The sequence below is a fragment of the Streptomyces sp. NPDC087440 genome, assembly GCF_044744005.1.
Lineage (GTDB): Bacteria > Actinomycetota > Actinomycetes > Streptomycetales > Streptomycetaceae > Streptomyces.
The window spans coordinates 162,639-182,705 of the sequence record NZ_JBIUXN010000006.1; the positions used below are offsets into that span (position 1 = coordinate 162,639).

At 71.4% G+C, this 20,067-nt stretch carries 21 protein-coding genes and 7 tRNA genes; 11 read left to right on the top strand and 17 right to left on the bottom strand.

Features of this window, described 5'->3' with window-relative positions; genetic code table 11:
• Positions 1-113 precede the first annotated feature (113 nt).
• Complete coding sequence (locus tag ACIO3O_RS15355; RefSeq protein WP_401745502.1) at positions 114-1,772, top strand: hypothetical protein; 1,659 nt, start codon at positions 114-116, stop codon at positions 1,770-1,772.
• A gap of 3 nt (positions 1,773-1,775) precedes the next feature.
• Here the strand turns inward: ACIO3O_RS15355 and ACIO3O_RS15360 are convergent, their stop codons facing one another.
• From ACIO3O_RS15360 to ACIO3O_RS15375, 4 genes are all read right to left on the bottom strand, one after another.
• Positions 1,776-2,330 (bottom strand): HIT family protein, encoded by a 555-nt coding sequence (locus ACIO3O_RS15360; protein ID WP_401745504.1) that lies wholly within the window; start codon positions 2,328-2,330, stop codon positions 1,776-1,778.
• A gap of 85 nt (positions 2,331-2,415) precedes the next feature.
• Positions 2,416-4,392, bottom strand: a complete 1,977-nt coding sequence (gene thrS, locus ACIO3O_RS15365; RefSeq protein ID WP_401745506.1) for a threonine--tRNA ligase — start codon at positions 4,390-4,392, stop codon at positions 2,416-2,418.
• Between the two features lie 101 nt (positions 4,393-4,493).
• Positions 4,494-5,717 carry a hypothetical protein gene (locus tag ACIO3O_RS15370; protein WP_401745508.1) on the bottom strand — a complete coding sequence of 408 codons (1,224 nt, stop codon included), beginning with the start codon at positions 5,715-5,717 and terminating at the stop codon, positions 4,494-4,496.
• Positions 5,717-6,283, bottom strand: a complete 567-nt coding sequence (locus ACIO3O_RS15375; protein ID WP_401745510.1) for a DUF4365 domain-containing protein — start codon at positions 6,281-6,283, stop codon at positions 5,717-5,719. Before ACIO3O_RS15375 ends, ACIO3O_RS15370 begins: the two co-directional genes overlap by 1 nt.
• Positions 6,284-6,531: 248 nt before the next feature.
• Between ACIO3O_RS15375 and ACIO3O_RS15380 the strand changes: the two genes are divergently transcribed.
• On the top strand, positions 6,532-7,260 hold the full coding sequence (locus ACIO3O_RS15380) for a 3'-5' exonuclease (RefSeq protein WP_401745511.1): 729 nt from the start codon (positions 6,532-6,534) through the stop codon (positions 7,258-7,260).
• On the opposite strand, the gene ACIO3O_RS15385 is transcribed toward ACIO3O_RS15380, so the two are convergent.
• The 3 genes from ACIO3O_RS15385 to ACIO3O_RS15395 all read right to left on the bottom strand — a co-directional run bounded on the left by ACIO3O_RS15385 (position 7,261) and on the right by ACIO3O_RS15395 (position 8,218).
• Entirely contained in the window at positions 7,261-7,443 is a 183-nt protein-coding gene (locus ACIO3O_RS15385; RefSeq protein WP_401745513.1) for a hypothetical protein, read from the bottom strand.
• A 196-nt stretch (positions 7,444-7,639) separates the two neighbouring features.
• Positions 7,640-7,711, bottom strand: a tRNA-Val gene (locus ACIO3O_RS15390).
• 39 nt (positions 7,712-7,750) lie between these two features.
• Entirely contained in the window at positions 7,751-8,218 is a 468-nt protein-coding gene (locus ACIO3O_RS15395; RefSeq protein WP_401745515.1) for an SRPBCC family protein, read from the bottom strand.
• 111 nt (positions 8,219-8,329) lie between these two features.
• On the opposite strand from ACIO3O_RS15395, the gene ACIO3O_RS15400 reads away from it, so the two are divergent.
• Positions 8,330-11,008 carry an SCO7613 C-terminal domain-containing membrane protein gene (locus ACIO3O_RS15400; RefSeq protein ID WP_401745517.1) on the top strand — a complete coding sequence of 893 codons (2,679 nt, stop codon included), beginning with the start codon at positions 8,330-8,332 and terminating at the stop codon, positions 11,006-11,008.
• 74 nt (positions 11,009-11,082) lie between these two features.
• On the opposite strand, the gene ACIO3O_RS15405 is transcribed toward ACIO3O_RS15400, so the two are convergent.
• Positions 11,083-11,154 (bottom strand) — tRNA-Val (locus tag ACIO3O_RS15405).
• A 69-nt stretch (positions 11,155-11,223) separates the two neighbouring features.
• Positions 11,224-11,676, bottom strand: coding sequence for a TIGR02611 family protein (locus ACIO3O_RS15410; RefSeq protein WP_401745519.1), 453 nt, complete (start codon positions 11,674-11,676; stop codon positions 11,224-11,226).
• A gap of 190 nt (positions 11,677-11,866) precedes the next feature.
• On the opposite strand from ACIO3O_RS15410, the gene ACIO3O_RS15415 reads away from it, so the two are divergent.
• Positions 11,867-12,280, top strand: coding sequence for an SsgA family sporulation/cell division regulator (locus ACIO3O_RS15415; protein ID WP_003959770.1), 414 nt, complete (start codon positions 11,867-11,869; stop codon positions 12,278-12,280).
• A gap of 252 nt (positions 12,281-12,532) precedes the next feature.
• A complete protein-coding gene (locus ACIO3O_RS15420) occupies positions 12,533-13,090 on the top strand; it encodes a CGNR zinc finger domain-containing protein (RefSeq protein ID WP_401745520.1) in 558 nt (185 codons plus the stop codon).
• Between the two features lie 42 nt (positions 13,091-13,132).
• On the opposite strand, the gene ACIO3O_RS15425 is transcribed toward ACIO3O_RS15420, so the two are convergent.
• Entirely contained in the window at positions 13,133-13,294 is a 162-nt protein-coding gene (locus tag ACIO3O_RS15425; RefSeq protein ID WP_401745522.1) for a hypothetical protein, read from the bottom strand.
• A gap of 137 nt (positions 13,295-13,431) precedes the next feature.
• Positions 13,432-13,893, bottom strand: a complete 462-nt coding sequence (locus tag ACIO3O_RS15430) for a hypothetical protein (protein WP_401745898.1) — start codon at positions 13,891-13,893, stop codon at positions 13,432-13,434.
• A 159-nt stretch (positions 13,894-14,052) separates the two neighbouring features.
• Here ACIO3O_RS15430 and ACIO3O_RS15435 point away from each other — a divergent pair, with 159 nt between their 5' ends.
• Entirely contained in the window at positions 14,053-14,586 is a 534-nt protein-coding gene (locus ACIO3O_RS15435) for a DsbA family protein (protein ID WP_401745524.1), read from the top strand.
• Positions 14,587-14,592: 6 nt separating this feature from the next.
• Here the strand turns inward: ACIO3O_RS15435 and ACIO3O_RS15440 are convergent, their stop codons facing one another.
• The 3 genes from ACIO3O_RS15440 to ACIO3O_RS15450 are packed head-to-tail and all read right to left on the bottom strand — an operon-like array spanning position 14,593 to position 17,402.
• Positions 14,593-15,432 (bottom strand): GNAT family N-acetyltransferase, encoded by an 840-nt coding sequence (locus tag ACIO3O_RS15440; RefSeq protein ID WP_401745525.1) that lies wholly within the window; start codon positions 15,430-15,432, stop codon positions 14,593-14,595.
• Positions 15,433-15,474: 42 nt separating this feature from the next.
• The gene (locus ACIO3O_RS15445) at positions 15,475-16,296 is read right to left on the bottom strand and encodes an aminotransferase class IV (RefSeq protein WP_401745901.1); all 822 of its coding nucleotides are present in this window, start codon (positions 16,294-16,296) and stop codon (positions 15,475-15,477) included.
• Positions 16,297-16,352: 56 nt separating this feature from the next.
• Positions 16,353-17,402 (bottom strand): chorismate-binding protein, encoded by a 1,050-nt coding sequence (locus ACIO3O_RS15450; RefSeq protein ID WP_401745526.1) that lies wholly within the window; start codon positions 17,400-17,402, stop codon positions 16,353-16,355.
• Between the two features lie 145 nt (positions 17,403-17,547).
• Here ACIO3O_RS15450 and ACIO3O_RS15455 point away from each other — a divergent pair.
• The 5 genes from ACIO3O_RS15455 to ACIO3O_RS15475 all read left to right on the top strand — a co-directional run bounded on the left by ACIO3O_RS15455 (position 17,548) and on the right by ACIO3O_RS15475 (position 18,043).
• Positions 17,548-17,620, top strand: a tRNA-Gly gene (locus tag ACIO3O_RS15455).
• A gap of 43 nt (positions 17,621-17,663) precedes the next feature.
• Positions 17,664-17,737 (top strand) — tRNA-Cys (locus tag ACIO3O_RS15460).
• Between the two features lies 1 nt (position 17,738).
• Positions 17,739-17,810, top strand: a tRNA-Val gene (locus ACIO3O_RS15465).
• Between the two features lie 41 nt (positions 17,811-17,851).
• A tRNA-Val gene (locus tag ACIO3O_RS15470) sits at positions 17,852-17,923 on the top strand.
• A gap of 48 nt (positions 17,924-17,971) precedes the next feature.
• Positions 17,972-18,043, top strand: a tRNA-Val gene (locus ACIO3O_RS15475).
• A gap of 74 nt (positions 18,044-18,117) precedes the next feature.
• On the opposite strand, the gene ACIO3O_RS15480 is transcribed toward ACIO3O_RS15475, so the two are convergent.
• The 3 genes from ACIO3O_RS15480 to ACIO3O_RS15490 form a co-directional block, all read right to left on the bottom strand.
• Complete coding sequence (locus ACIO3O_RS15480; protein WP_401745528.1) at positions 18,118-18,240, bottom strand: hypothetical protein; 123 nt, start codon at positions 18,238-18,240, stop codon at positions 18,118-18,120.
• Positions 18,221-19,600, bottom strand: coding sequence for an OFA family MFS transporter (locus ACIO3O_RS15485; RefSeq protein ID WP_401745530.1), 1,380 nt, complete (start codon positions 19,598-19,600; stop codon positions 18,221-18,223). The genes ACIO3O_RS15480 and ACIO3O_RS15485 overlap by 20 nt, the downstream gene beginning before the upstream one ends.
• Positions 19,601-19,735: 135 nt before the next feature.
• The gene (locus tag ACIO3O_RS15490; RefSeq protein WP_401745532.1) at positions 19,736-20,041 is read right to left on the bottom strand and encodes a zf-TFIIB domain-containing protein; all 306 of its coding nucleotides are present in this window, start codon (positions 20,039-20,041) and stop codon (positions 19,736-19,738) included.
• Positions 20,042-20,067: the final 26 nt, after the last annotated feature.

Genomic DNA, 20,067 nt, shown 5'->3' on the forward strand with positions numbered 1-20,067 from the left:
TGACCCCAGCTCAGAAGGTGTGCGGGGCGCGGCGGTTGGGAACAACGCCGCAGTGCGGGAACGACGTGGAGAGCACAGGGCTCCACGGACGCGGACGGTCGATGGGGGCGGTAGTGGCGGACTCGGGATTCGATTTCTCACCCGGTGCACAGGTACCGCTCCAGGGCGCGGCCGGACAGACCGCGGCGACCAACGCGCTCGCCTCGGCCGCGTACCGGGACAGCCCGGTGACCGTCCTGCTCGACGCGAACAGCGAGTGGCACAAGTCCGCCGTGAAGAAGGGCAAGCTGTCCCTCTTCGAACCGGACCTCGGCGAGGCCTTCTCCCGCGCGGTACGGGTCCGGATGCTCGGCGGCGCCCGCAAGGCCCTCATCCAGTCCTTCGGCACGGAACCGCAGACCGTCGTCGAGCACTGCCTCGCCGCCACCAACATCCGCAAGGCCCGCGACACCAAACTCACCCTCATCATGGTCGTCTTCGGCCTGCTCTTCCTGCCCGGACTCCTCATCTGGCTGGCCATCTTCCAGCTGCGCCGCACCATCGCGGGCGCCAAGGACAAGAAGTCCGGCGCACTCGGCACGGCCCTGCTGGTCGCCGTCGGCGGCCTCGCCGTGATCTTCCTCATCAAGCTGCCGTTCGACGGGATACTCGGCATCTACCTGCGCGCCATGGTGATCGCCCCGGTGATCGGCTGGCTCTGGGCCAAGCAGGTCTGCGAATCCACCGCCAAGGACCTGCGCGACCGCTGGTCCTCCCTCCTCGGCGGAGGCGGCGGCATCGGCCCCAAGATCCCCGAGGCCGTCCCCCGCGACCCCAGCCAGAGCAACGCCGAAGAACTCCGCCAGGGCCTCGCCCGGCTCACCGCCGAGCAGCAGTCCAACTCGGTCTTCTACGCAGGCCCCAAGGGCATACTCGGCATGGGCACCCGCTGGGGCAGCTGGCAGCTCGCCGAGGAACTCGCCCCCGCCGACCCCGGCAAGGAGATCCACGGCTTCCGCAGCTGGGACGTCATCCGCGCCATCCACGACCAGCTCCGCATGCTGGAGCGCAGCACCCTGCACACCAACGGTTTCCCGACCCCCTCGGTCAAGCACTGGATCGTCGCCCCGGTGGGCGAGAACGCGGGCGAGGTCAGCCGCCCCGACGGCCAGGACGTGGACCAGTACCTCATCAAGAACCACGAGATACAGCGCATCTGCAACGAGCAGCAGTTCGGCGCGGGCAACCGGCACTATCTGGGTGTCCAGTTCACCCTGTGGGACGGCCAGTTGGTCATCACCATGCTCATCACGGTGACCGTCCTGCACGAGACCCTGCGCATCGAGGTCACCGGTCACGCACTGGGCCCGGTGCACTCCCTGTTCACCACGAAACCCAAGGCCAAGACGGTCACCGTCAGCAAGACGGTCAAGTTCTGGGAGACCAAGGACCGTCAGCTGCCCCTCATGGAGACCAGCGACGTCGTCCGCCTGAGCGTGCGCGCCCCGTTCACCTGGTTCCCGAACGTCCTGGACTTCCTCGGCGGCAAGCTCACGCTGCCCGAGCCGTTCGGCCTGCGGCACGTGTGGGCGGAGAAGCCCTGGCGGCACCGGTTCATGGCCGACGACGCGATGCGTACGGCCACGCCCGTCCTGCGGGTCGTGCACAGCGCCGCGATCAAGGTCCTGGAGGACCACGGAGTCGACACCGAACGCTTCAACGGCCGTTCGACGTTCCTCAGCGGCATGATCCAGGACCCGTCCCCGCGCAAGGCCGACCTGTACGACGCGTGACGCCTACGGCTGCTCGGGCCACACGTCGGCGAGCATCTTCCGGGTGTCCGCGAGGAGCTGCGGCAGCACCTTGGTGTGCCCGACGACCGGCATGAAGTTGGTGTCCCCGCCCCAGCGGGGCACCACGTGCTGGTGCAGGTGCGCGGCGATCCCGGCCCCGGCGGCGGAGCCCTGGTTCATCCCGAGATTGAACCCGTGCGCCCCCGACGCCTTCCGCAGCGCCGTCATCGCCTTCTTCGTGAAGAGGGCGAGCTCGGCGGTCTCGGCGTCGTCCAGCTCGGTGTAGTCGGCGACGTGCCGGTACGGCATGACCATCATGTGGCCGCCGTTGTAGGGGTACAGATTCATGATCGCGAAGACGCTCGTCCCCCGCGCCACGATCAGCGACTCCTCGTCACTGTGCGCCGGAGCGATGCAGAAGGGACAGCCGTCGCCGGACCCGGGTCCGGTCGGCTTGTTCTCACCCTGGATGTACGCGATCCGGTGGGGCGTCCACAGCCGCCCGAACCCGTCCGGCTCACCCACCGGTCCACTCTGCTGCTCCGGCTCAGTCGTCATGCGGAAAGCATAGGCGTACGACCTGGGGGGATGGCAGAGAGGGCGGCTCCCCGAAGGGAACCGCCCTCATCCGCGCTCTTTACGGTCAGACCTGGACGCGGCGCTCCACCACGTCGACCAGCTTCGCGATGGCGTCGGCCTTCGGGATGCCGTTCTCCTGCGAACCGTCGCGGTAGCGGAAGGAGACCGTACCGGCGGCCATGTCCTCGTCACCGACGATGATCATGAACGGCACCTTGAGCTTCTGGTGGTTCCTGATCTTCTTCTGCATGCGGTCGGAGGAGGCGTCCACCTCGACCCGCAGCCCCTTCTTCTTCGCCTCGGCGGCAAACTCCTGGAGGTACGGGATGTGGCCGTCGCCGATCGGGATGCCGACCGCCTGCACGGGCGCCAGCCACGCCGGGAACGCACCCGCGTAGTGCTCCAGCAGCACTGCGAAGAAGCGCTCGATCGAGCCGAACAGCGCCCGGTGGATCATGACCGGCTGCTGCTTGGTCCCGTCCGGGCCGGTGTACTCCAGGTTGAAGCGCTCCGGGAGGTTGAAGTCGAGCTGCACGGTCGACATCTGCCAGGTGCGGCCGATGGCGTCCTTGCACTGGACGGAGATCTTCGGGCCGTAGAAGGCGGCGCCGCCCGGGTCCGGAACCAGGGGCAGCCCCTGCTTCTCGGCGACCTGCTGAAGGGTGGCGGTGGCCTCTTCCCAGATCTCGTCGGAGCCGACGAACTTCTCCGGGTCCTTGGTGGACAGCTCCAGGTAGAAGTCGGTCAGGCCGTAGTCGCGCAGCAGCCCGAGGACGAAGGTGAGCGTCTTGTCGAGCTCCTCCGCCATCTGCTCCTTGGTGCAGTAGATGTGCGCGTCGTCCTGCGTGAAGCCCCGGGCACGGGTCAGACCGTGCACGACGCCCGACTTCTCGTACCGGTACACGGTGCCGAACTCGAAGAGGCGCAGCGGCAGTTCACGGTAGGAACGCCCGCGCGCATCGAAGATCAGGTTGTGCATCGGGCAGTTCATGGGCTTGAGGTAGTAGTCCGTGCCCTCGTCGAGCTGCATGGGCGGGTACATGCCGTCGGCGTACCAGTCCAGGTGGCCCGACTGCTCGAAGAGCTTCCCCTTCGTCGCGTGCGGGGTGTAGACGAACTCGTAGCCCTCCTCCTCGTGGCGGCGGCGCGAGTAGTCCTCCATGACCCGGCGGATGATGCCGCCCTTGGGGTGGAAGACCGCGAGGCCCGACCCGATCTGCTCCGGAATGGAGAACAGGTCCAGCTCGTTGCCCAGCTTGCGGTGGTCGCGCTTCTCGGCCTCGGCGAGGAACTCCAGGTACGCCTTCAGCTCGTCCTTCGACGGCCACGCGGTGCCGTAGATGCGCTGGAGCATCGGGTTCTTCTCGCTGCCGCGCCAGTACGCGGCGGCGTTCCGCATGAGCTTGAAGGCGGGGATGTTCCGGGTCGACGGCAGGTGCGGGCCCCGGCAGAGGTCCTTCCAGCACAGGTCGCCGGTCTTCGCGTCGAGGTTGTCGTAGATGGTCAGCTCGCCGCCGCCCACCTCGACGTCCGCGCCGTCGTCGCTGGACGCGGAGCCCTTGATACCGATGAGCTCCAGCTTGTACGGCTCGTCGGCGAGCTCCTCGCGGGCCGCCTCGTCGGAGACCACGCGGCGGGCGAACTTCTGGCCCCGCTTCTGGATCTCCTGCATCTTCTTCTCGATCGCCTTGAGGTCCTCCGGGGTGAAGGGCTTCTCGACGTCGAAGTCGTAGTAGAACCCGTCCTTGACCGGCGGGCCGATGCCCAGCTTGGCCTCGGGGAAGAGCTCCTGCACAGCCTGCGCCATGACGTGCGCGGTGGAGTGGCGCAGGATGTTGAGGCCGTCCTCGGAGGTGATCTCGACCGGCTCCACCTCCTCGCCGTCCTGCACCGCGTGGCTGAGGTCCTTCAGCTCACCCGCGACGCGGGCGGCGACGATCGAGCGCTCGCCGGCGAAGAGCTCGGCTGCCGTAGTGCCCGTCGTCACCACGCGCTCTTCCCGCTCGGAATCGCGTTGGATGATCACACGGACGTCTGACACCGGTCTCTCCTGACTGAGGGGGGTGCGGGCCTCGGAAGCGGCACGCCCCCGAATCGTACCGAGCCACCGGCCCCTCTCGCGAAACGGTATTCGCCGACCCCTCACTCCTCCCCGCTGCACGCCTCCTCGAAGAAGTCCAGGTTCTCGTGCAGCGCCTTCATCAGCCGGTCCCGCTCCGCCTCCTCCACCTGTACGGGAGCCACCCCGACCGCCCCGGTCAGCCGCCGGAACCCGCCCCTGCGCTCCAGCCGCCCGCCCACTTGAATGGGCAGCCCCACCAGATGCGCGTGCCCGGCGATCCGGTACGCCTCCTCGTCCAGTACGAGCCGTACGTGCGGCACCTCCGCCCCGGCCAGCACCCGCAGCCGCACCGTCCCGCCGCCCCGCGGGTCCGACCTGCGCATCCGTACCACCGCCCCGGTGATCCGCACCGGCACCGACGGCTCGTCCCGCAGATAGCGCGCCCCCGCCGAGCGGAGCGCGGGCAGGTCCCCGGGCGAGAACTCCACGACCTCCGGCCGCACCGCGCACCCGGGCGGCGCCCCGGCCGCCGGCGCCCAGTCCAAAGCGATCCGCGCACCCTCCGCACCCTGCACCAACGCGACGACGGCCTCCGTCAGTTCATGGCTGACCCCCGCCTCGACGGCCGCGTCGAACGCCTCCATCCCCCCGGTGGCCCGCTGGTAGTCCGTGGCTTCCCGCGCCGCGTGCAGCGCGTGGTGCAGCCGTACGACGGTGCCGCGCCCGCCCGCGACCGGCACGAAGGCCGTCAGCTTCCGCCCGCCCGTCGCGGCCCCCACCAGCACACCCTCCAGCGAGGCCTGCGCCTGCCGCCGGTGCCGCGCCCCGTAGTACCCGGCGCGCCCGCGCGCGGCGAGCGCCCCGGCGAGCAGCATCTGCCGGGCCGCCGAGCGCAGCTTCTCCTGCGCGGGCCAGGCCGCCGCCCCGGTCACGTCCTCGGGCACGTCCCGGGACCAGCGGATCTCGTCGCTGGGCACGGCGAGCTGCACCAGCACCTCCCGCGCGGACGGCGCGGGGCAGCGTTCCAGGGCGTACAGCGCCTCCCCGAGCAGGTCCTCGCTGTCGGGGAACGCCCTCGATTCCGGTACGAGCAGACTCATGCCCCCTGCCGAGGGCCCCGGCGGTGTCCAGCGGGCGTAGCGGCCCGCGGCTCCCCCGCGCCGCCGCCAGCCGTGCCGGGCGAGGAGGGTGCCGAGGACGGCGGGGTCGACCTGGGCGGGTTCGGGGCCGCCGCCGTCCCAGCTGCCGGCGGGTTCCCCGGGGTGCGGTCGTCCGGGGTCGTCGATGGGCCGGTACCGGTGCATCAGGGTTTCCCTCCCGCCCCGACGCGGGTCATGATCTCGCAGAGGGCTCGGTCGTCGAATATCCGCGAGGTGGGGACCCGCACGTTGGTCCTGTTCCGGCCGGTCACCGGGTGTCCGGCCAGGTTGATCCAGTAGCAGCAGTGCCGCAGGTCGAGCCGGTCGTGCCCGGCGCGCAGCCAGTCGTCGCGGCTGCGCGGCACGAGCATCACGACCAGGATCTTGTGCACCGAGACGGGGGTGCGCGCCAGCTTCACCAGGTGGTCGTTGTCGAGGGTGAAGGAGAAGGCGGAGCCCGGCGGGCGCGGGGCGATCTGGTACGTGCACTTGAGCTGGACCTTGATGGTCACTTCGTCGTCGATGGTGTGCACGGGCGATCCGTGGCTGACGTGCCAGTCGATCCCGTTGTCCGGAAACGGCTGGGAGAGCGAGCAGCCCGCGGCTGCCGCGACGGCGTGCAGATAGCCCACCTGGAGTGTCTCCATGCAGGCGGTGGTGGCGAGCGCGCCGCGGAGCGGGGTGGTCCGCTCGGGCAGCAGCCCGCCCGGTTCGGGCTGCGTGAGCGCCATGGCTGACGTGTGCCTTCCGGGCCGTGCCGAATCGATGGCTGGTGTGCTGAGCGTGTGCTGCTCGTGCGCGCGGCCCCGGCGGGAGCTGCGCTTTCGCGACGGAGCGTCAACTTCCCTCCCCGTCACCTGTGTTGTCTCCGTACGGCTTATGGCGTAAACGGCCCGGGTATCACCGCTTCGGGCAGAAAGCGCACCGGGTCCGTTCCGTGAGCACGCCGTCTGCCGTCGGAGCATGAGGAGTTGGGGACATGACGTGCTGGTACGAGGGGCCGCTGGCGGCCTTCGACACGGAGACCACGGGTGTGGACGTGGAGGGTGACCGGATAGTTTCGGCCGCCCTCGTCGTGCAGGACGCCGCGGGGTCGCGCATCCGGGCCACCAAGTGGCTGGTGAACCCGGGTGTGCCGGTGCCCGCGGGGGCCACCGAGATCCACGGGCTGACGGACGAGCACCTCCAGCGCAACGGCCGGTGGCCGTCGCCGGTGATGGAGGAGATAGCGCGGGCGCTGGCCGAGCAGTGCGCGGCGGGCCGCCCGCTGGTGATCATGAATGCGCCGTTCGATCTGACGCTGCTGGACCGGGAGTTGCGGCGGCACCGGGCGTCGTCGCTGGGCCGCTACCTGGAGGCGCGGCCGCTGCACGTCCTGGACCCGCGGGTCCTGGACAAGCACCTGGACCGCTACCGCAAGGGCCGCCGCACCCTCACCGATCTGTGCGCGCACTACGGCGTGGAGCTGGCCGGGGCGCACGACGCGGTGGCGGACGCGACGGCGTCGCTGGAGTTGGTACGGGCGGTGGGCCGGCGTTTCTCGGCCCGTCTGGAGCGCCTGTCCCCCGCCGAACTGCACACGCTCCAGGCGGTGTGGCATGCGGCGCAGGCGCGTGGCCTGCAGGCCTGGTTCGCCCGCAACGGTTCGGACGAGGCGGTCGACCCGGCGTGGCCGCTGCGCCCCGAGGTGCGGGCCCAGGCGGCCTGATCAGTCGGACGAGGTCCGCTTGAGGGCGACCAGCCCGGCGATCGCGGCGAGTCCGACGCCTCCGGCGACCACGCTGAGCAGGACCTGGAAGACGCCGTCCAGCTGCGAGCTGAGGAGTCCGTTCGCGGCGACGGCGACGGCGAGCAGGGTCCAGAGCATCGTCTTGGTCATGGTGGTGTCCATCAGGGCGGTTCTCCTGTGTGTGGGTACGGCGGTTCTCGTCCCCCCAAACTAGGAAGACCGCTCGCGCCGGAACAGGGCGTTCGCACCCGGACCGGGGGTGTCGTCAGCACCACCACGGCGCTTCGCCCTGCCCTCTCGCAGCTGCTCGGGGCATGCAAAAAGCCGGTCCGTCTGTGACGGACCGGCCTTTCCCAGGTGGGCGATACTGGGTTCGAACCAGTGACCCCTTCGGTGTGAACGAAGTGCTCTCCCACTGAGCTAATCGCCCGGGAACGGGTTGAACCATACAGCGCTTTTCGGGTTTCGTTCAAACCGCGCCCCCGGCCGCCCTCAGCATCGTGGCCCGCGCGGCGAGTCCACGCCGTCCGGCACGCATCATCAGGGCGTGGTTGGCGAGGAAGAAGGGCCGCCCGGGCACGGCGAGGCGGCGCAGGAGCGGCTTGTTCACCTCGACCTCCTGCTCGTACCGGACGACGGTCCCGGCGCCGTGCGGGCGCAGCGTCCAGCGCACCCAGCCCTCCAGATCGCCCGTCATCCGCACTTCCAGGAACCCGGCGTCCCGGTCGCCGCGCCCCTCGTGGACACCGACGACCAGGTCGTACGGGAGGAAGGACCGGAAGCGCACGGTCCCGCTGCACTCGTCGACGCGGGCGACGTCGCGCACTTGGGGCCACCAGCTCGGGTACCCCTCCGGGTCCTCCAGGACGGCGAACACTGCTGCGGGCGGGGCGGGCACCTTCCAGATGCTGAGGAAGCGGTAGTGGCTCCAGTCCATGGGCTCAGTGTGCTCCGCCTGCGCGTCGGCATGCCTGTGCGTGCGCGCATGAGTACGGGAGTGAGTATCCGCGCCCATGTCCGGCGGGGCGTACGGCCGCACACTCCCTCCATGACGAACGTTCCGCCGCTCGCGCCCGCCGAGGAACTGCGCAGGCTCGACCAGGAGTTGCTGCGCCTCGACGTGCACCGCGCCCAGTTGCTGCAGCGGCGCGCCTGGCTGCTGCGCGCCCTCAACGCTCCGGTCCCGCCGCCGGCCCGGCCCGGTGTGCCGGTGCGGGAGGCTGCGCCGCAGCCCGGTCCGAGCGCACAGAACGTGCTGCTCACCCTGGGCGGCATTCTGCTGGCCGTCGCCGCGCTGGCGTTCACGCTGGTGGGCTGGGGGCAGTTGGGGATCGCCGGACGCTCCGCCGTGCTGGCCCTGGTGACCGCGGCGACGCTCGCCGCCCCGGTGCTGCTGATCCGCCGGGGGCTGGTGGCGACGGCGGAGTCGGTGGCGGTGCTCGGCCTGGTCCTGACCCTGCTGGACGCGTACGCCCTCCGCCAGGTGGCCTTCCCCGACGCGGACGGCACCTCCTACACCGCCGCGGCAGCGACCGCCCTCACCGCCCTCTGGGCCTCGTACGGCCTCCTCCTCCCCCGCCTGCGCACCCCGCTCCCCGCCGCCCTCCTCCTCGCCCAACTCCCGCTCTCCCTCTGGGCCCTGTCCCACTCCACCACCCCGACCCCCGTCCTCTGGGCCCTCCTCGCCACCGCCGCCCTGGACACCATCGTCGCCCTCCACCGTCTCCCGCCACGACCTCCCGTACGGCCCACGCCGCCCCCCGCAGCCGCCACCCCGAACACCCGTGGAACCACCCCGGCCACCCCGCACCAGACCCCGGCCTCCGCCGGCGGCTCGCCCGCAAGCCCCGCAGCATCCACCCCCGCAGCACCCACCCCCGGTGCACCCGCAAGCCCCGCCGCGCCCACCGCTGCGCCCCTCGGCGCCCCGCACCCGGCCGCCGCCCAGGGCCTCCCGGCTCCCGACGCCCGCCCCTCGGCCGCCGCCTCCGGTGCTCCCTTCGCCGGGGCCCCGGGCACCCCGCGTCCGGGCGGAGTGCCGGTCCCGGGTGCCGCCCTCCGCGTCCTGGCGGCCGTGCTCGCGTGGGCGGCCGGAGCTGTGGCCCTGCTGGCCGCGCTGTTCCTGTCCGGCCTCGCGGACTCCCTCGCCGACACCCCGCGTTCCTCCGCCCTGCTGCTGGCCGGCGGCGCCCTCGCCCTCTCCGCCTCCCTGCGCCGCCTGCAGACCGCGACCGCCGTGGTCGCGGGGCTGGCCGCCACGGCCGCCGTCGGCGGTCTCCTGCGGCCCGTCCTGCCGCTCGCCTGGACGGTTCCGCTGTACCTGGCGTGTGCGCTGGCCGTGCTCGCCGCCCCGCGCCTGGCCCGGCCGGTCCGGCACGGTCTGGCCTGGTCGTCGGCCGCCGTCACGTCGGGTGCGGTCCTCTCCACGCTGCCCGCGCTGACGCTGACGCTGATGTCGGGCCCGCTCTCCGCCCTCGCCGCCCCGTGGCGGGGCCTGCCCGGAACCCTCCGGGCCCCCCTGGCCGACGGCGAGGAGTGGCACCTGCCCTGGCAGGCCATGTCGACCGCGCCGCTGATCCTCCTGGCTTCGGCGGCCGCCCTCGCTCTGTTCCACCGCCGCCGCCCGCACCCGGCCTCCGCCGTCGGCGCCGTCCTGCTGACCGCCGCCGCGCTGCTCGCCGTCCCGCTCGCCGTGAACCTGCCGTACGTCGCCGGGCTCGCCCTGTACGTCGTCGTGGCGGCCACCGCCCTGACCCTGGCCGCGCTGTCCGCCCCGTCGGCCGCCTCGCACGCGGCGCTGGCCTCCGGCGCGGTGGCCTCGGTCACGGTGTCCTTCCTGGCGGTGGCGAGCCGGGGCAGCACCTTCGCCGTCCTCGGTGTCCTGTTCCTGCTGTGGCTCGCCCCGGCCGTCCGGACGACGGCGCCTGCCCTCCGGCCCCTGGGCGCCGTCGCCTGTGTCGCGTACGCCCTGGCCCTGGCCTGCGCCTCGGGGGCCGCCCTCGGCCTCCCGGTGCGGCACACGGCGCTGCTGGCCCTGGCGGTGCCCGCCCTGGTGGCGCTGCTGGCGGTCCGGGTGCGCAGCGTCCCGATGGAGATCGCGGGCGCGGCCTCGGCCCTGGTGCCCCTGGCCCTCGCGGCGGTTCACCTGCCGACGTTCTCCCTCGCCCTGGCCCTGTGCGGTGTGATCGCCGCCGCCACGGCGGTCCGGCCGGAGCGCCGGGCGGTCGGCTGGGCGGCCGGGGGCCTGTTCGTCGCGGCGACCTGGGCGCGGCTGGCGGCCTCTGAGATCGCCGATCCGGAGGCGTACACGATCCCCGCGAGCGTCCTGGCGCTGACGGTGGGCGTCCTGCGCCGCCGCCGCGACCCGCAGGCCTCGTCCTGGACGGCGTACGGTCCGGGGCTCTCGATGACCCTGGTGCCGAGCCTGGTCGCCGCCTGGGCGGACCCGCACTGGCTGCGCCCGCTGCTGCTGGGGGTGGCCGCGCTGGTGGTGACCCTGCTGGGGGCCAGGTTCCGGCTCGGGGCTCCGCTGCTGCTCGGCGCGGTCGTGCTGAGCCTGGTCTCGCTGCACGAGTTGGCTCCGTACGCCGTCCAGGTCGTCGACGCACTCCCCCGCTGGCTGCCGCCCGCGCTGGCCGGGATGCTGCTGCTGGCCGTGGGGGCGACGTACGAACAGCGGCTGCGCGACGCCCGCCGCCTGCGCGAGCGCATCGGCCGCCTCCAGTAACCCCGGCGGAGGGCCCGCCGGAAACGCCAGAGGCCCGAGAGACGGTTTACGTCTCTCGGGCCTCTGATCCCGGGTGGGCGATACTGGGTTCGAACCAGTGACCCCTTCGGTGTGAACGAAGTGCTCTCCCACTGAGCTAATCGCCCGGGCACAGACAGAACATTACCGCATGTCAGCGCGTGCCCCCGACCACTTTTACGGGTGGCCGCCGATCGTCACTCGTTGATCTTCCACGGCATCACGATGCCGAACTTCCAGACGTAGATCCCGACCAGCACGGCGATGATCACCAGGCCGATGGTGGTGAGGATGATGTTCCGCCGCCGGACCTTCGGGTCGAGCGCCTTCTGGGCCGCCTCGGTGAGCTTCCGCTTCGTCCAGCGCATGACCAGCTGGGCCCAGACGAACTCGGTCGCCCAGATCGCCATGCCGCCGAAGATCACCACCCAGCCGGGCCCCGGCAGCGGAAGCATGATGATGCCCGCGATCACGACCGCGAGGCCCACGACGAAGACGCCGACCTGCCAGCTGAGGTGGAGCGTCCTGCGCGCCTGGATGTACTGCGGCGCCCGCGATCCGAGCCCTCGCTCGTCGGTGGCGCCCCCCGTTTCGGGATCGGTCGTCGCCGCGGCGACGCCCCCGTCCCGCCCGTCACTCTCCGCATTCATGAGGGCCAACTTACCGGACCGATCCCCTTCACTGGAATGGCCGTACGAGTCAAGTCCGGACTCGGCCGTACGAGCGACATCAAGAGACTCAAAACACTCATAAGGGTTTACAACGGCCCTGGAGGTGGCATGTCGATTTCGCCGACGTGCGAATCCCCGAGCGCACACTGAGCGAAAGGCCCTGGCGCTTATGAACACCACGGTCAGCTGCGAGCTGCACCTGCGCCTCGTTGTGTCGAGCGAGTCATCACTGCCTGTACCCGCGGGCCTGCGGTACGACACGGCCGATCCCTATGCCGTGCATGCCACCTTCCACACCGGAGCCGAGGAAACGGTCGAGTGGGTCTTCGCCCGCGATCTCCTCGCCGAGGGCCTGCACCGGCCCACCGGAACCGGCGACGTCCGAGTCTGGCCGTCCCGGAGCCACGGTCAGGGCGTCGTCTGCATCGCCCTGAGCTCACCGGAGGGCGAGGCCCTGCTCGAAGCCCCGGCGCGGGCGCTTGAGTCGTTCCTGAAGAGGACGGATGCCGCAGTGCCACCCGGCACTGAACACCGGCACTTCGACCTCGACACGGAGCTCTCTCACATCCTGGCCGAAAGCTGAGCCAGGTCGAGAGTCGCTCCTCGCCGTCCGACTCGGGGAGACGGCGCGGAGCGGACAACCTCATAGGGACAACTTCATAAGCCTTGCCGACTGCGCCGCCGTCGCGGAATCCACCGCGACGGCGGCGCAGCCGTGCCCGCACGCAGCGCGATCGCACCGGGTGCGGGGAACTGTCCGTAGCGTTCTGGGTACGAGCGGCTAGAGTCGGCGAGCATCGGCGGGCAACGGCCCGCGCAGGCCAGGGAGCAAAGCGTGCTGATCCCCCACGACACCCGGCGAGCCCTCGACGTCGTCGTCGGCCTCGTGAACACCGCGCCGGAGAGCGAGCCCACGGACCGCCTCACGGACGTCGAGGCGCTGACCGACTTCGCGGTGCGCTACGACGTGAGCGACGTCGGCGAACTGACCGAGGACGACGTCCGGGCCGTACGAGCGGTACGGGCCCGCTTCGCAGACGTGTTCGGGGCCTCCGATCCGCACACGGCCGCCGAGCTGATCAACCAGCTGATCGCCGCGGCCGGGACCACGCCCCGGCTCACCGACCACGACGGCTACCACTGGCACGTGCACTACTTCGCGCCCGGCGCCTCGATGGCGGACCACCTGGCGGCGGACTGCGGGATGGCCCTGTCGTTCATCCTGGTGTCCGGGGAGCTGGAGCGGCTGCGGCGCTGCGAGGCGCCGGACTGCCGGCACGCCTTCGTGGACCTCTCGCGCAACCGCTCCCGGCGCTACTGCGACAGTCGCACCTGCGGGAACCGGCTGCACGTGGCGGCGTACCGGGCGCGGCGTAAGGAAGCGTCGGGCTGACGCAGGGCCGGGTCGGTCCGGGCGGTGCCGGTCCACGCCGTGTCAGTCCAGGAACAGGTCATGGACCGCTCCCATCAGGAGCAGCGTGCCGATGAACGCGAGGAAGATCATCAGCGGCGGCTGGGAGAGCGCGAAGAGGCACCCGCGCGCTTCTTCGGCGGGCGCGGGTACCTGGGGGGTCTCGTCGGGGGAGGTCTGGAGCATCTCGGGCTGATGATGACGCAGCCCGGTGGTACGGGATGACCATCACGCCCACGAATGGCGGCAGTTCACCGGATTGGGCGGCTCCGGTGTGTTCGTTCGACCGGTCCGAGCGAAACCCGGTGAGGTGCTCGACCGCGTCAGATCCCGTGCTTCTTCAAGATCGCCTCGATGTCGGAGAAGTCGTCGTCCGCCTTCTTGCCCTTGGCCTGCGCGGGCGCCGGGGCGGGAGCGGCGGCGGGTGCGCCCGCCGGGCGTGCCGCGCCGAGCGAGGGGGCACTGGCCGCCGGGGCGACCGCGTCCCGCTGCGCGGCCCTGGCGGCCTTGCGCTCCTTGCGGGTGCCGCCGCTGCGGCGTTCCACGAAGCGGGTGGTGACGAAGAGCAGCCAGGCCACGCCCAGGACGCCGAGGCCCGCCCAGACGACCGGCTTGAAGACGATGTCGGAGAGCCAGCCCACCGCCCCGATCATCACCAGGCCGACCGGCACCAGCGAGTAGGCGGCCAGCCGGGTCGCGGTGAGGAAACGCTTCCGGTACGCCGTGATCGCGGCGATGCCCAGTCCTGCGGCGGACACCGCGGAGCAGACGGTCTCAACCAGCAGCATCGGTCCTCCAGCGGTGGAAAGTACGGTCCCTTCCATCCTGCACCGCCCCGCACGCGCGCGGCCATCCCCGGCCCCGGTCTCAGGGAGATCTCCGGGGTGCGGCTCCTCCCCAGGTCCCGGTTGGGGCGGCGGTCGTACGACTGGGAGACTGACCCCATGAGCAACACGCCTCCCCTCGACTCCCCCGCCGCCTCCCCCGTCGTCCTGGACGTCTGGTGCGAGCTCCAGTGCCCCGACTGCCGGACCGCGCTCGCCGACCTGGACGCGCTGCGGGCCCGCTACGGCGACCGGATCGACGTCCGGCTGCGGCACTTCCCGCTGGAGAAGCACGCCCACGCCCACGACGCCGCGCAGGCCGCCGAGGAGGCGTACGAGCAGGGCCGGGGCTGGGCGTACGTCGAGGCGGTGCTGGCGCGCGCCGAGGAGCTGGGCGAGCGCGGGAAGCCGGTGCTGATCGAGGTGGCCGGCGAACTCGGCCTGGACGCCGAGGAGTTCGACACCGCGCTGATCGACGGGCGGCACATGCTGATCGTGGACGCCGACCAGGCCGAGGGCAAGGCGATCAAGGTGACGGGCACGCCGACGTACGAGATCGGCGGGCAGCTCCTCGACGGCAGCAAGGACCAGTCGGGCCTGCGGGAGCGCATCGAGGAGATCGCGGACAAGCTGCTCGCCGAGCAGCAGGGCTGAGGCGTACTAGAGCAGCTGCTTGAAGCTGTTCACAGTGGTCGTGCGGTAGCCGAGGGAGTCGTACAGGCGCAGGGCCGGGGTGTTTCCGGCGAAGACGTGCAGGCCGATGCGGCGTTCGCCGGCCTGGAGGGCGATCCGCTCCGCCGCCGTCATCAGGGCCCGCCCGTACCCCCTGCCGCGCTGGTCCTCGTCGACCTCGACGGCGTACACGAAGGCACTCCACTCGCCCGGCTCGGTCTCGCTGCGGCCGAGCCACAGCAGGCCGACGGGCGCGCCGTCGCGCAGCAGGCGGCTGACCCAGGTGTGCGGGGTGGCCAGACCCCGGGGCAGGAAGCGGCGTTCGCTGGTCTCCGCCTTGGCGCGGGCCTGGGCGGGGGTGAGGCCCCGGTCGATCCAGCTCTGCGCGAAGTGCGCGGTGTCCTGGGCCCGCCAGGCGTCGTATTCCTCCTGGGTCACGGGACGGAAGCTCACATCGGCGGGCAGCGGCGGGGGCTCGGCGGGGAGGTCCTTGAGCATGTTGCGGCTGCGCTCGACGTAGCCGAGCGCGGTCGCCATGCGCCCGGCCGCCTCCGCGTCCGCCGGTACGGAGATCACCACCTGGTCGCAGCCCCAGCCGCGCAGGACCTCCTCGGCGGCGAGGGCGGCGACCGTGCCGCGGCCCCGGCGGCGGTCCGGCTCCTCGATGTGCAGCGAGGCGATCCGGCCGACCTTGCTGCCGAACTCGGGCACGGTCTCGATGCGGGCGGTGCCGACGGGCCGGCTGTTCACGCACACTTCGTAGGGGCGCGAGCGCGCGCCGTCGTCGCTGGTCGAAAGCGGCCCGGTCGGCCGTAGGGTCGTCGTCATCACGGGAGTTGTACCCCTGCGGGGAGCGCCCGTCATCACGTTTTACGGTTCGGGATTGTCCTGCGCGTGCTCCTCGAAGACCCGCATCGCCTTGGCGGTCACCGGTCCGGGGGCCCCGGGCAGGTCACGGCCGTCGACGCGGTGGACGGCCTGCACGTCGCGCAGGGTGGAGGTCAGGAAGATCTCGTCGGCCCGCTCCAGCACGTCGAAGGGCAGGTCGGCCTCCTGGGCGCCGGTCCACTCGACGGCGAGCGCGCGGGTGATGCCGGCCAGGCAGCCGGAGGCGACGGGCGGGGTGAGGAGCTGTCCGTCGAGGACGACGAAGACGTTGGAGCCCGTCCCCTCGCAGAGCTGCCCGACGGTGTTGGCGAACAGCGCCTCCGACGCCCCGTTCTCGCGCGCCCTGGCGAGGGCCACGACGTTCTCCGCGTACGAGGTGGTCTTGAGCCCGGCCAGCGCGCTGCGCTCGTTGCGCGTCCAGGGGACGGTGATCACGGCGGTGGAGTCGGGGCGGCGCGCGGACTCGCCGAGCGCGACGACCAGCGTGGGCGGGTGCTCGCCCCGGTCGGAGCCGAGCGGGGAGACGCCCCCGGTGTACGTCACCCGGAGCCGCCCCAGCGGCATCGGGTTGGCGTCCAGGACGGCGGCGCAGGCCCGGCGGACCTCGTCGTGGTCGGGGTCGGGCAGGCCCAGCCCCCGGGCGGAGGCGGTGAGCCGGTCCAGGTGGCGGGTGAGGGCGAAGGCCTGGCCGTCGGTCGCCTTCATGGTCTCGAAGACGCCGTCGCCCACGGTGATCCCGTGGTCGAGGACGGAGACGCGGGCCGAGTCGGCGTCGACCAGTCCCCCGTTGACCCAAATCTGCATGACGCGGCCTTTCCTCTCGCTGTTCGTCGTGCCCGCGCTGTCGGTGGTGCTGCTGTTCATGCCGTACGCGCGGTGACCTCGTAGGCACCCGACGCTACCGCGAGCAGTCGGGACGCCTTCAGCTCGGTCTCCGCCCACTCGCGCTCGGGGTCGGAGCCCCAGGTGATGCCCGCTCCGGTGCCGAAGCGCAGGAGAGGGCCGCCGGGCGCGGTGCGGTCGATCCAGAACGTACGGATGCCGACGGCCAGCTCCCCGGTCCTCCGGTCGGCGTCGACCCAGCCGATGCCGCCGCAGTAGGGGCCGCGGGGTGCGGTCTCCAGCGCCCGGATGATCTCCAGGGCGCTGGCCTTGGGCGCTCCGGTGACGGAGCCGGGCGGGAAGGTGGCGCGCAGCAGCCCGCCCCAGCCCTGCCCGGGGGCCAGCTCGGCCCGTACGGTCGATACGAGGTGGACGAGCCCGGGGTGCGGTTCGACCTCGCAGAGCTGCGGGACGGTCACGGAGCCGGTGACGGCGACGCGGCCCAGGTCGTTGCGGACCAGGTCGACGATCATCACGTTCTCGGCGTGGTCCTTCTCCAGGAGGTCGGCCTCGGTCCGCCCGGTGCCCTTGATGGGCCCGGACTCCACCGTGCGTCCCTCCCGGCGCAGGTACAGCTCGGGGGACGCGGTGGCGATCTCCACGCCGTGCGCGGGCAGCCGGATCGTTCCTGCGTACGGAGCGGGGTTGCCCCGCGCCAGGAGGGCGGTGAGGGCGTCGACGTCCGCCCCGGCCTCCACCGGCGCGCTCAGTACGCGGCAGAGGTTGGCCTGGTAGACCTCCCCCTTCGCGATGTGCTCGCGGATGCGGCGCACGCCCGCCGTGTAGGCGGCGCGGTCCAGGGAGGACGTCCAGGAGCCGGCCGAGGGGCCGCGCCAGGCGCCGGGGACGGGGGCGGGCACCGGTTCCGTACGGACGTCTCCGAAGCGCGCACAGACGAGACGGCCTTCGAAGTCGGCCGCGACGGCCCAGAAGCCCGCGGAGTCGAGGGCCGCGGGATCGCTGGTCACGTCGCGCAGATCGGAGGCGACAAGGCCGCCGAAGCGGGCCAAAGAGGGGAGGTCGGACACGCCGTCGAGTCTAGGGCGGGGGTGTGCGGCTCTCTCGGTGGCGAGGACACCGCAGCACGCTGCACAAACGCGTTTTTGTGCTGGCCCAGGAATCCGCTAGAGTTCAACACGTCGCCGGGACACGCAAGTGAAACGGAACAGACAAGCGGACGTAGCTCAGTTGGTAGAGCACCACCTTGCCAAGGTGGATGTCGCGAGTTCGAGTCTCGTCGTCCGCTCTATAGTGGGGGAATCATCCCGATACCCTTTACTAGCACTCCTGGTGGAGTGGCCGAGAGGCGAGGCAACGGCCTGCAAAGCCGTCTACACGGGTTCAAATCCCGTCTCCACCTCCAAGCGCGATTAGCTCAGCGGGAGAGCGCTTCCCTGACACGGAAGAGGTCACTGGTTCAATCCCAGTATCGCGCACGCAGAACAACTGAACAGATACGATCCGCATGGATCGTCCCGCGCGATTAGCTCAGCGGGAGAGCGCTTCCCTGACACGGAAGAGGTCACTGGTTCAATCCCAGTATCGCGCACGCAGCACCAGCAGTACGTTGCAAGATCAGGTTCGCAAGGACCGTCCCGCGCGATTAGCTCAGCGGGAGAGCGCTTCCCTGACACGGAAGAGGTCACTGGTTCAATCCCAGTATCGCGCACAGCAGTTGAAGCCCCCGGCCGTTCTCGGTCGGGGGCTTCTTCGTGTGTCCGGCTCGTGTGTCCGGCGTGCTGATCAACCGGTGAAGAGCTGGGTGGCCTTGCGGATGAGTTCGTACAGGCCGTAGGCGAAGGGCAGCAGGACCCAGAGCCAGACGGCGACGGCGAGAGCGCGGGGGCTACTGCTGCGGGGCGGCATGGGCGGGGTTCCCTTCGGGGGCCTTCGGGCGGGGCTCGTGGAAGCGGGGGTTCACCGGGCGGACGAGTTCGTTGGCGACGAAGCCGACCAGGAGCAGGCCGATCATGATGTACATCGAGGTCGTGTAGAGGCTGGGGCCGCTGTGGCCCGCCTGTTCCTGGGCGTCGGCGACCCGGTTGACGATGAGGGGGCCGAGGACGCCCGCCGTGGACCAGGCGGTGAGCAGGCGCCCGTGGATGGCGCCGACCTGGTACGTGCCGAAGAGATCCTTCAGGTAGGCGGGGATCGTGGCGAAGCCGCCGCCGTAGAAGGACAGGATCACCAGGGCGCAGACGATGAAGAGCGGCTTGGAGTCGTTGCCGAAGTGGGCGAGGGCGAGATAGGTGAGGGCGCCGACGCCGAGGTAGACGCGGTACATGGACTTGCGGCCGATGAGGTCGGAGGTGGAGGCCCAGAGGATGCGGCCGGTCATGTTCGCGAAGGAGAGCAGGGCGACGAATCCGGCGGCGGCGGAGACCGAGACGGGGGCCGGGGTGTCCGCGAAGTAGTCCTTGATCATCGGGGCGGCCTTTTCGAGGATGCCGATGCCCGCGGTGACGTTGAGGCACAGGACCACCCACAGGCACCAGAACTGCGGGGTGCGCAGGGCGTTGCGGGCAGAGACGTCGGCGGTGGTGACCAGGGCCCGGGACTTCTGGGCGTCCGGCTGCCACCCCTCCGGCTTCCATCCTGGGGGCGGTACGCGGACCAGGACGACGCCGAGGGTCATGAAGACGGCATACGCGAGGCCCATGACCAGGAAGGTGAGCGCGATGCCGCCGTCCCCGTCGGGCTTCAGGCCACCGAAGGACTCCAGCAGCTGGGAGGACCAGGGCGAGGCGATGAGGGCTCCCCCGCCGAAACCCATGATCGCGATGCCGGTGGCCATGCCCGGCCTGTCCGGGAACCACTTCATGAGGGTGGAGACCGGGGAGATGTACCCGATGCCGAGCCCGATGCCGCCGACGAAGCCGTAGCCGAGGACGATCAGCCAGAACTGGTGGGTGGCGGCGCCGAGGGCGGAGATCAGGAAGCCGGAGGAGAAGCAGACGAGGGAGACGAACATGGCCCAGCGGGGCCCGTTGCGCTCCACCAGCGTGCCGCCGAACGCGGCGGACAGGCCGAGCATGACGATGCCGAGCTGGAAGGGGAGGGCGCTGGCGGTGCCGGAGAGGCCGAGGGAGGTTTCGAGCGGGGGCTTGAAGACGCTCCAGGCGTAGGCCTGGCCGATGGAGAGGTGGACGGCGAGGGCGGCGGGCGGGACGAGCCAGCGGCTCCAGCCGGGTGGGGCGACGGTCCGGGACCTGTCGAGGAAGGTCATGGGGCCGAACACTAGGGATCATGGGACCCGTCTGACCAGACGGCGGGCCGGGGAGTTGACGGCTCCCCGGCCGCGGGCGTTGGGGTGTCGGACCGTTCCTGACCGCTCCGGACCGTTGCGGGTTTCGGGCCGGGGTCAGGAGGAGAAGAGCATGCGGCCGAAGCCCTTCTGGCGGTGGTGACCGCCGTGGTGACCGCCGTAGTGGGCGCCGTGGCCGCCGTGCTGGGGGGCACCCCAGGCAGGGGCGGGGGCGGCCGGGTAGGCCTGCGGCGGCGGGCCCGCGGGCGGCGGGGCCTGCTGGGACCACTGGGATTCGAGACGGGTGAGGGACTCCAGCTCGCCGTAGTCCAGGAAGATGCCCCGGCAGTTGCTGCACTGCTCGATCTGGACGCCGTTGCGGTTGAAGGTGTGCATGGGGGCGTGGCACTTGGGACAGTGCATGGCGTTCGCTCCTCGGTGGTCGGGTC

What these genes read in the sequence shown, in the direction of transcription:
- ACIO3O_RS15395 (WP_401745515.1), bottom strand. Translation starts at nt 8,218, where the DNA reads ATGGACTGGAGCCACTACCGCTTCCTCAGCATCTGGAAGGTGCCCGCC.
- ACIO3O_RS15440 (WP_401745525.1), bottom strand. Translation starts at nt 15,432, where the DNA reads ATGACGACGACCCTACGGCCGACCGGGCCGCTTTCGACCAGCGACGAC.
- ACIO3O_RS15415 (WP_003959770.1), top strand. Translation starts at nt 11,867, where the DNA reads ATGAACACCACGGTCAGCTGCGAGCTGCACCTGCGCCTCGTTGTGTCG.
- ACIO3O_RS15400 (WP_401745517.1), top strand. Translation starts at nt 8,330, where the DNA reads ATGACGAACGTTCCGCCGCTCGCGCCCGCCGAGGAACTGCGCAGGCTC.
- ACIO3O_RS15380 (WP_401745511.1), top strand. Translation starts at nt 6,532, where the DNA reads ATGACGTGCTGGTACGAGGGGCCGCTGGCGGCCTTCGACACGGAGACC.
- ACIO3O_RS15425 (WP_401745522.1), bottom strand. Translation starts at nt 13,294, where the DNA reads ATGCTCCAGACCTCCCCCGACGAGACCCCCCAGGTACCCGCGCCCGCC.
- ACIO3O_RS15445 (WP_401745901.1), bottom strand. Translation starts at nt 16,296, where the DNA reads ATGCAGATTTGGGTCAACGGGGGACTGGTCGACGCCGACTCGGCCCGC.
- ACIO3O_RS15385 (WP_401745513.1), bottom strand. Translation starts at nt 7,443, where the DNA reads ATGGACACCACCATGACCAAGACGATGCTCTGGACCCTGCTCGCCGTC.
- ACIO3O_RS15370 (WP_401745508.1), bottom strand. Translation starts at nt 5,717, where the DNA reads ATGCACCGGTACCGGCCCATCGACGACCCCGGACGACCGCACCCCGGG.
- ACIO3O_RS15485 (WP_401745530.1), bottom strand. Translation starts at nt 19,600, where the DNA reads ATGACCTTCCTCGACAGGTCCCGGACCGTCGCCCCACCCGGCTGGAGC.
- ACIO3O_RS15435 (WP_401745524.1), top strand. Translation starts at nt 14,053, where the DNA reads ATGAGCAACACGCCTCCCCTCGACTCCCCCGCCGCCTCCCCCGTCGTC.
- ACIO3O_RS15360 (WP_401745504.1), bottom strand. Translation starts at nt 2,330, where the DNA reads ATGACGACTGAGCCGGAGCAGCAGAGTGGACCGGTGGGTGAGCCGGAC.
- ACIO3O_RS15480 (WP_401745528.1), bottom strand. Translation starts at nt 18,240, where the DNA reads ATGCCGCCCCGCAGCAGTAGCCCCCGCGCTCTCGCCGTCGCCGTCTGG.
- ACIO3O_RS15490 (WP_401745532.1), bottom strand. Translation starts at nt 20,041, where the DNA reads ATGCACTGTCCCAAGTGCCACGCCCCCATGCACACCTTCAACCGCAAC.
- ACIO3O_RS15410 (WP_401745519.1), bottom strand. Translation starts at nt 11,676, where the DNA reads ATGAATGCGGAGAGTGACGGGCGGGACGGGGGCGTCGCCGCGGCGACG.
- ACIO3O_RS15375 (WP_401745510.1), bottom strand. Translation starts at nt 6,283, where the DNA reads ATGGCGCTCACGCAGCCCGAACCGGGCGGGCTGCTGCCCGAGCGGACC.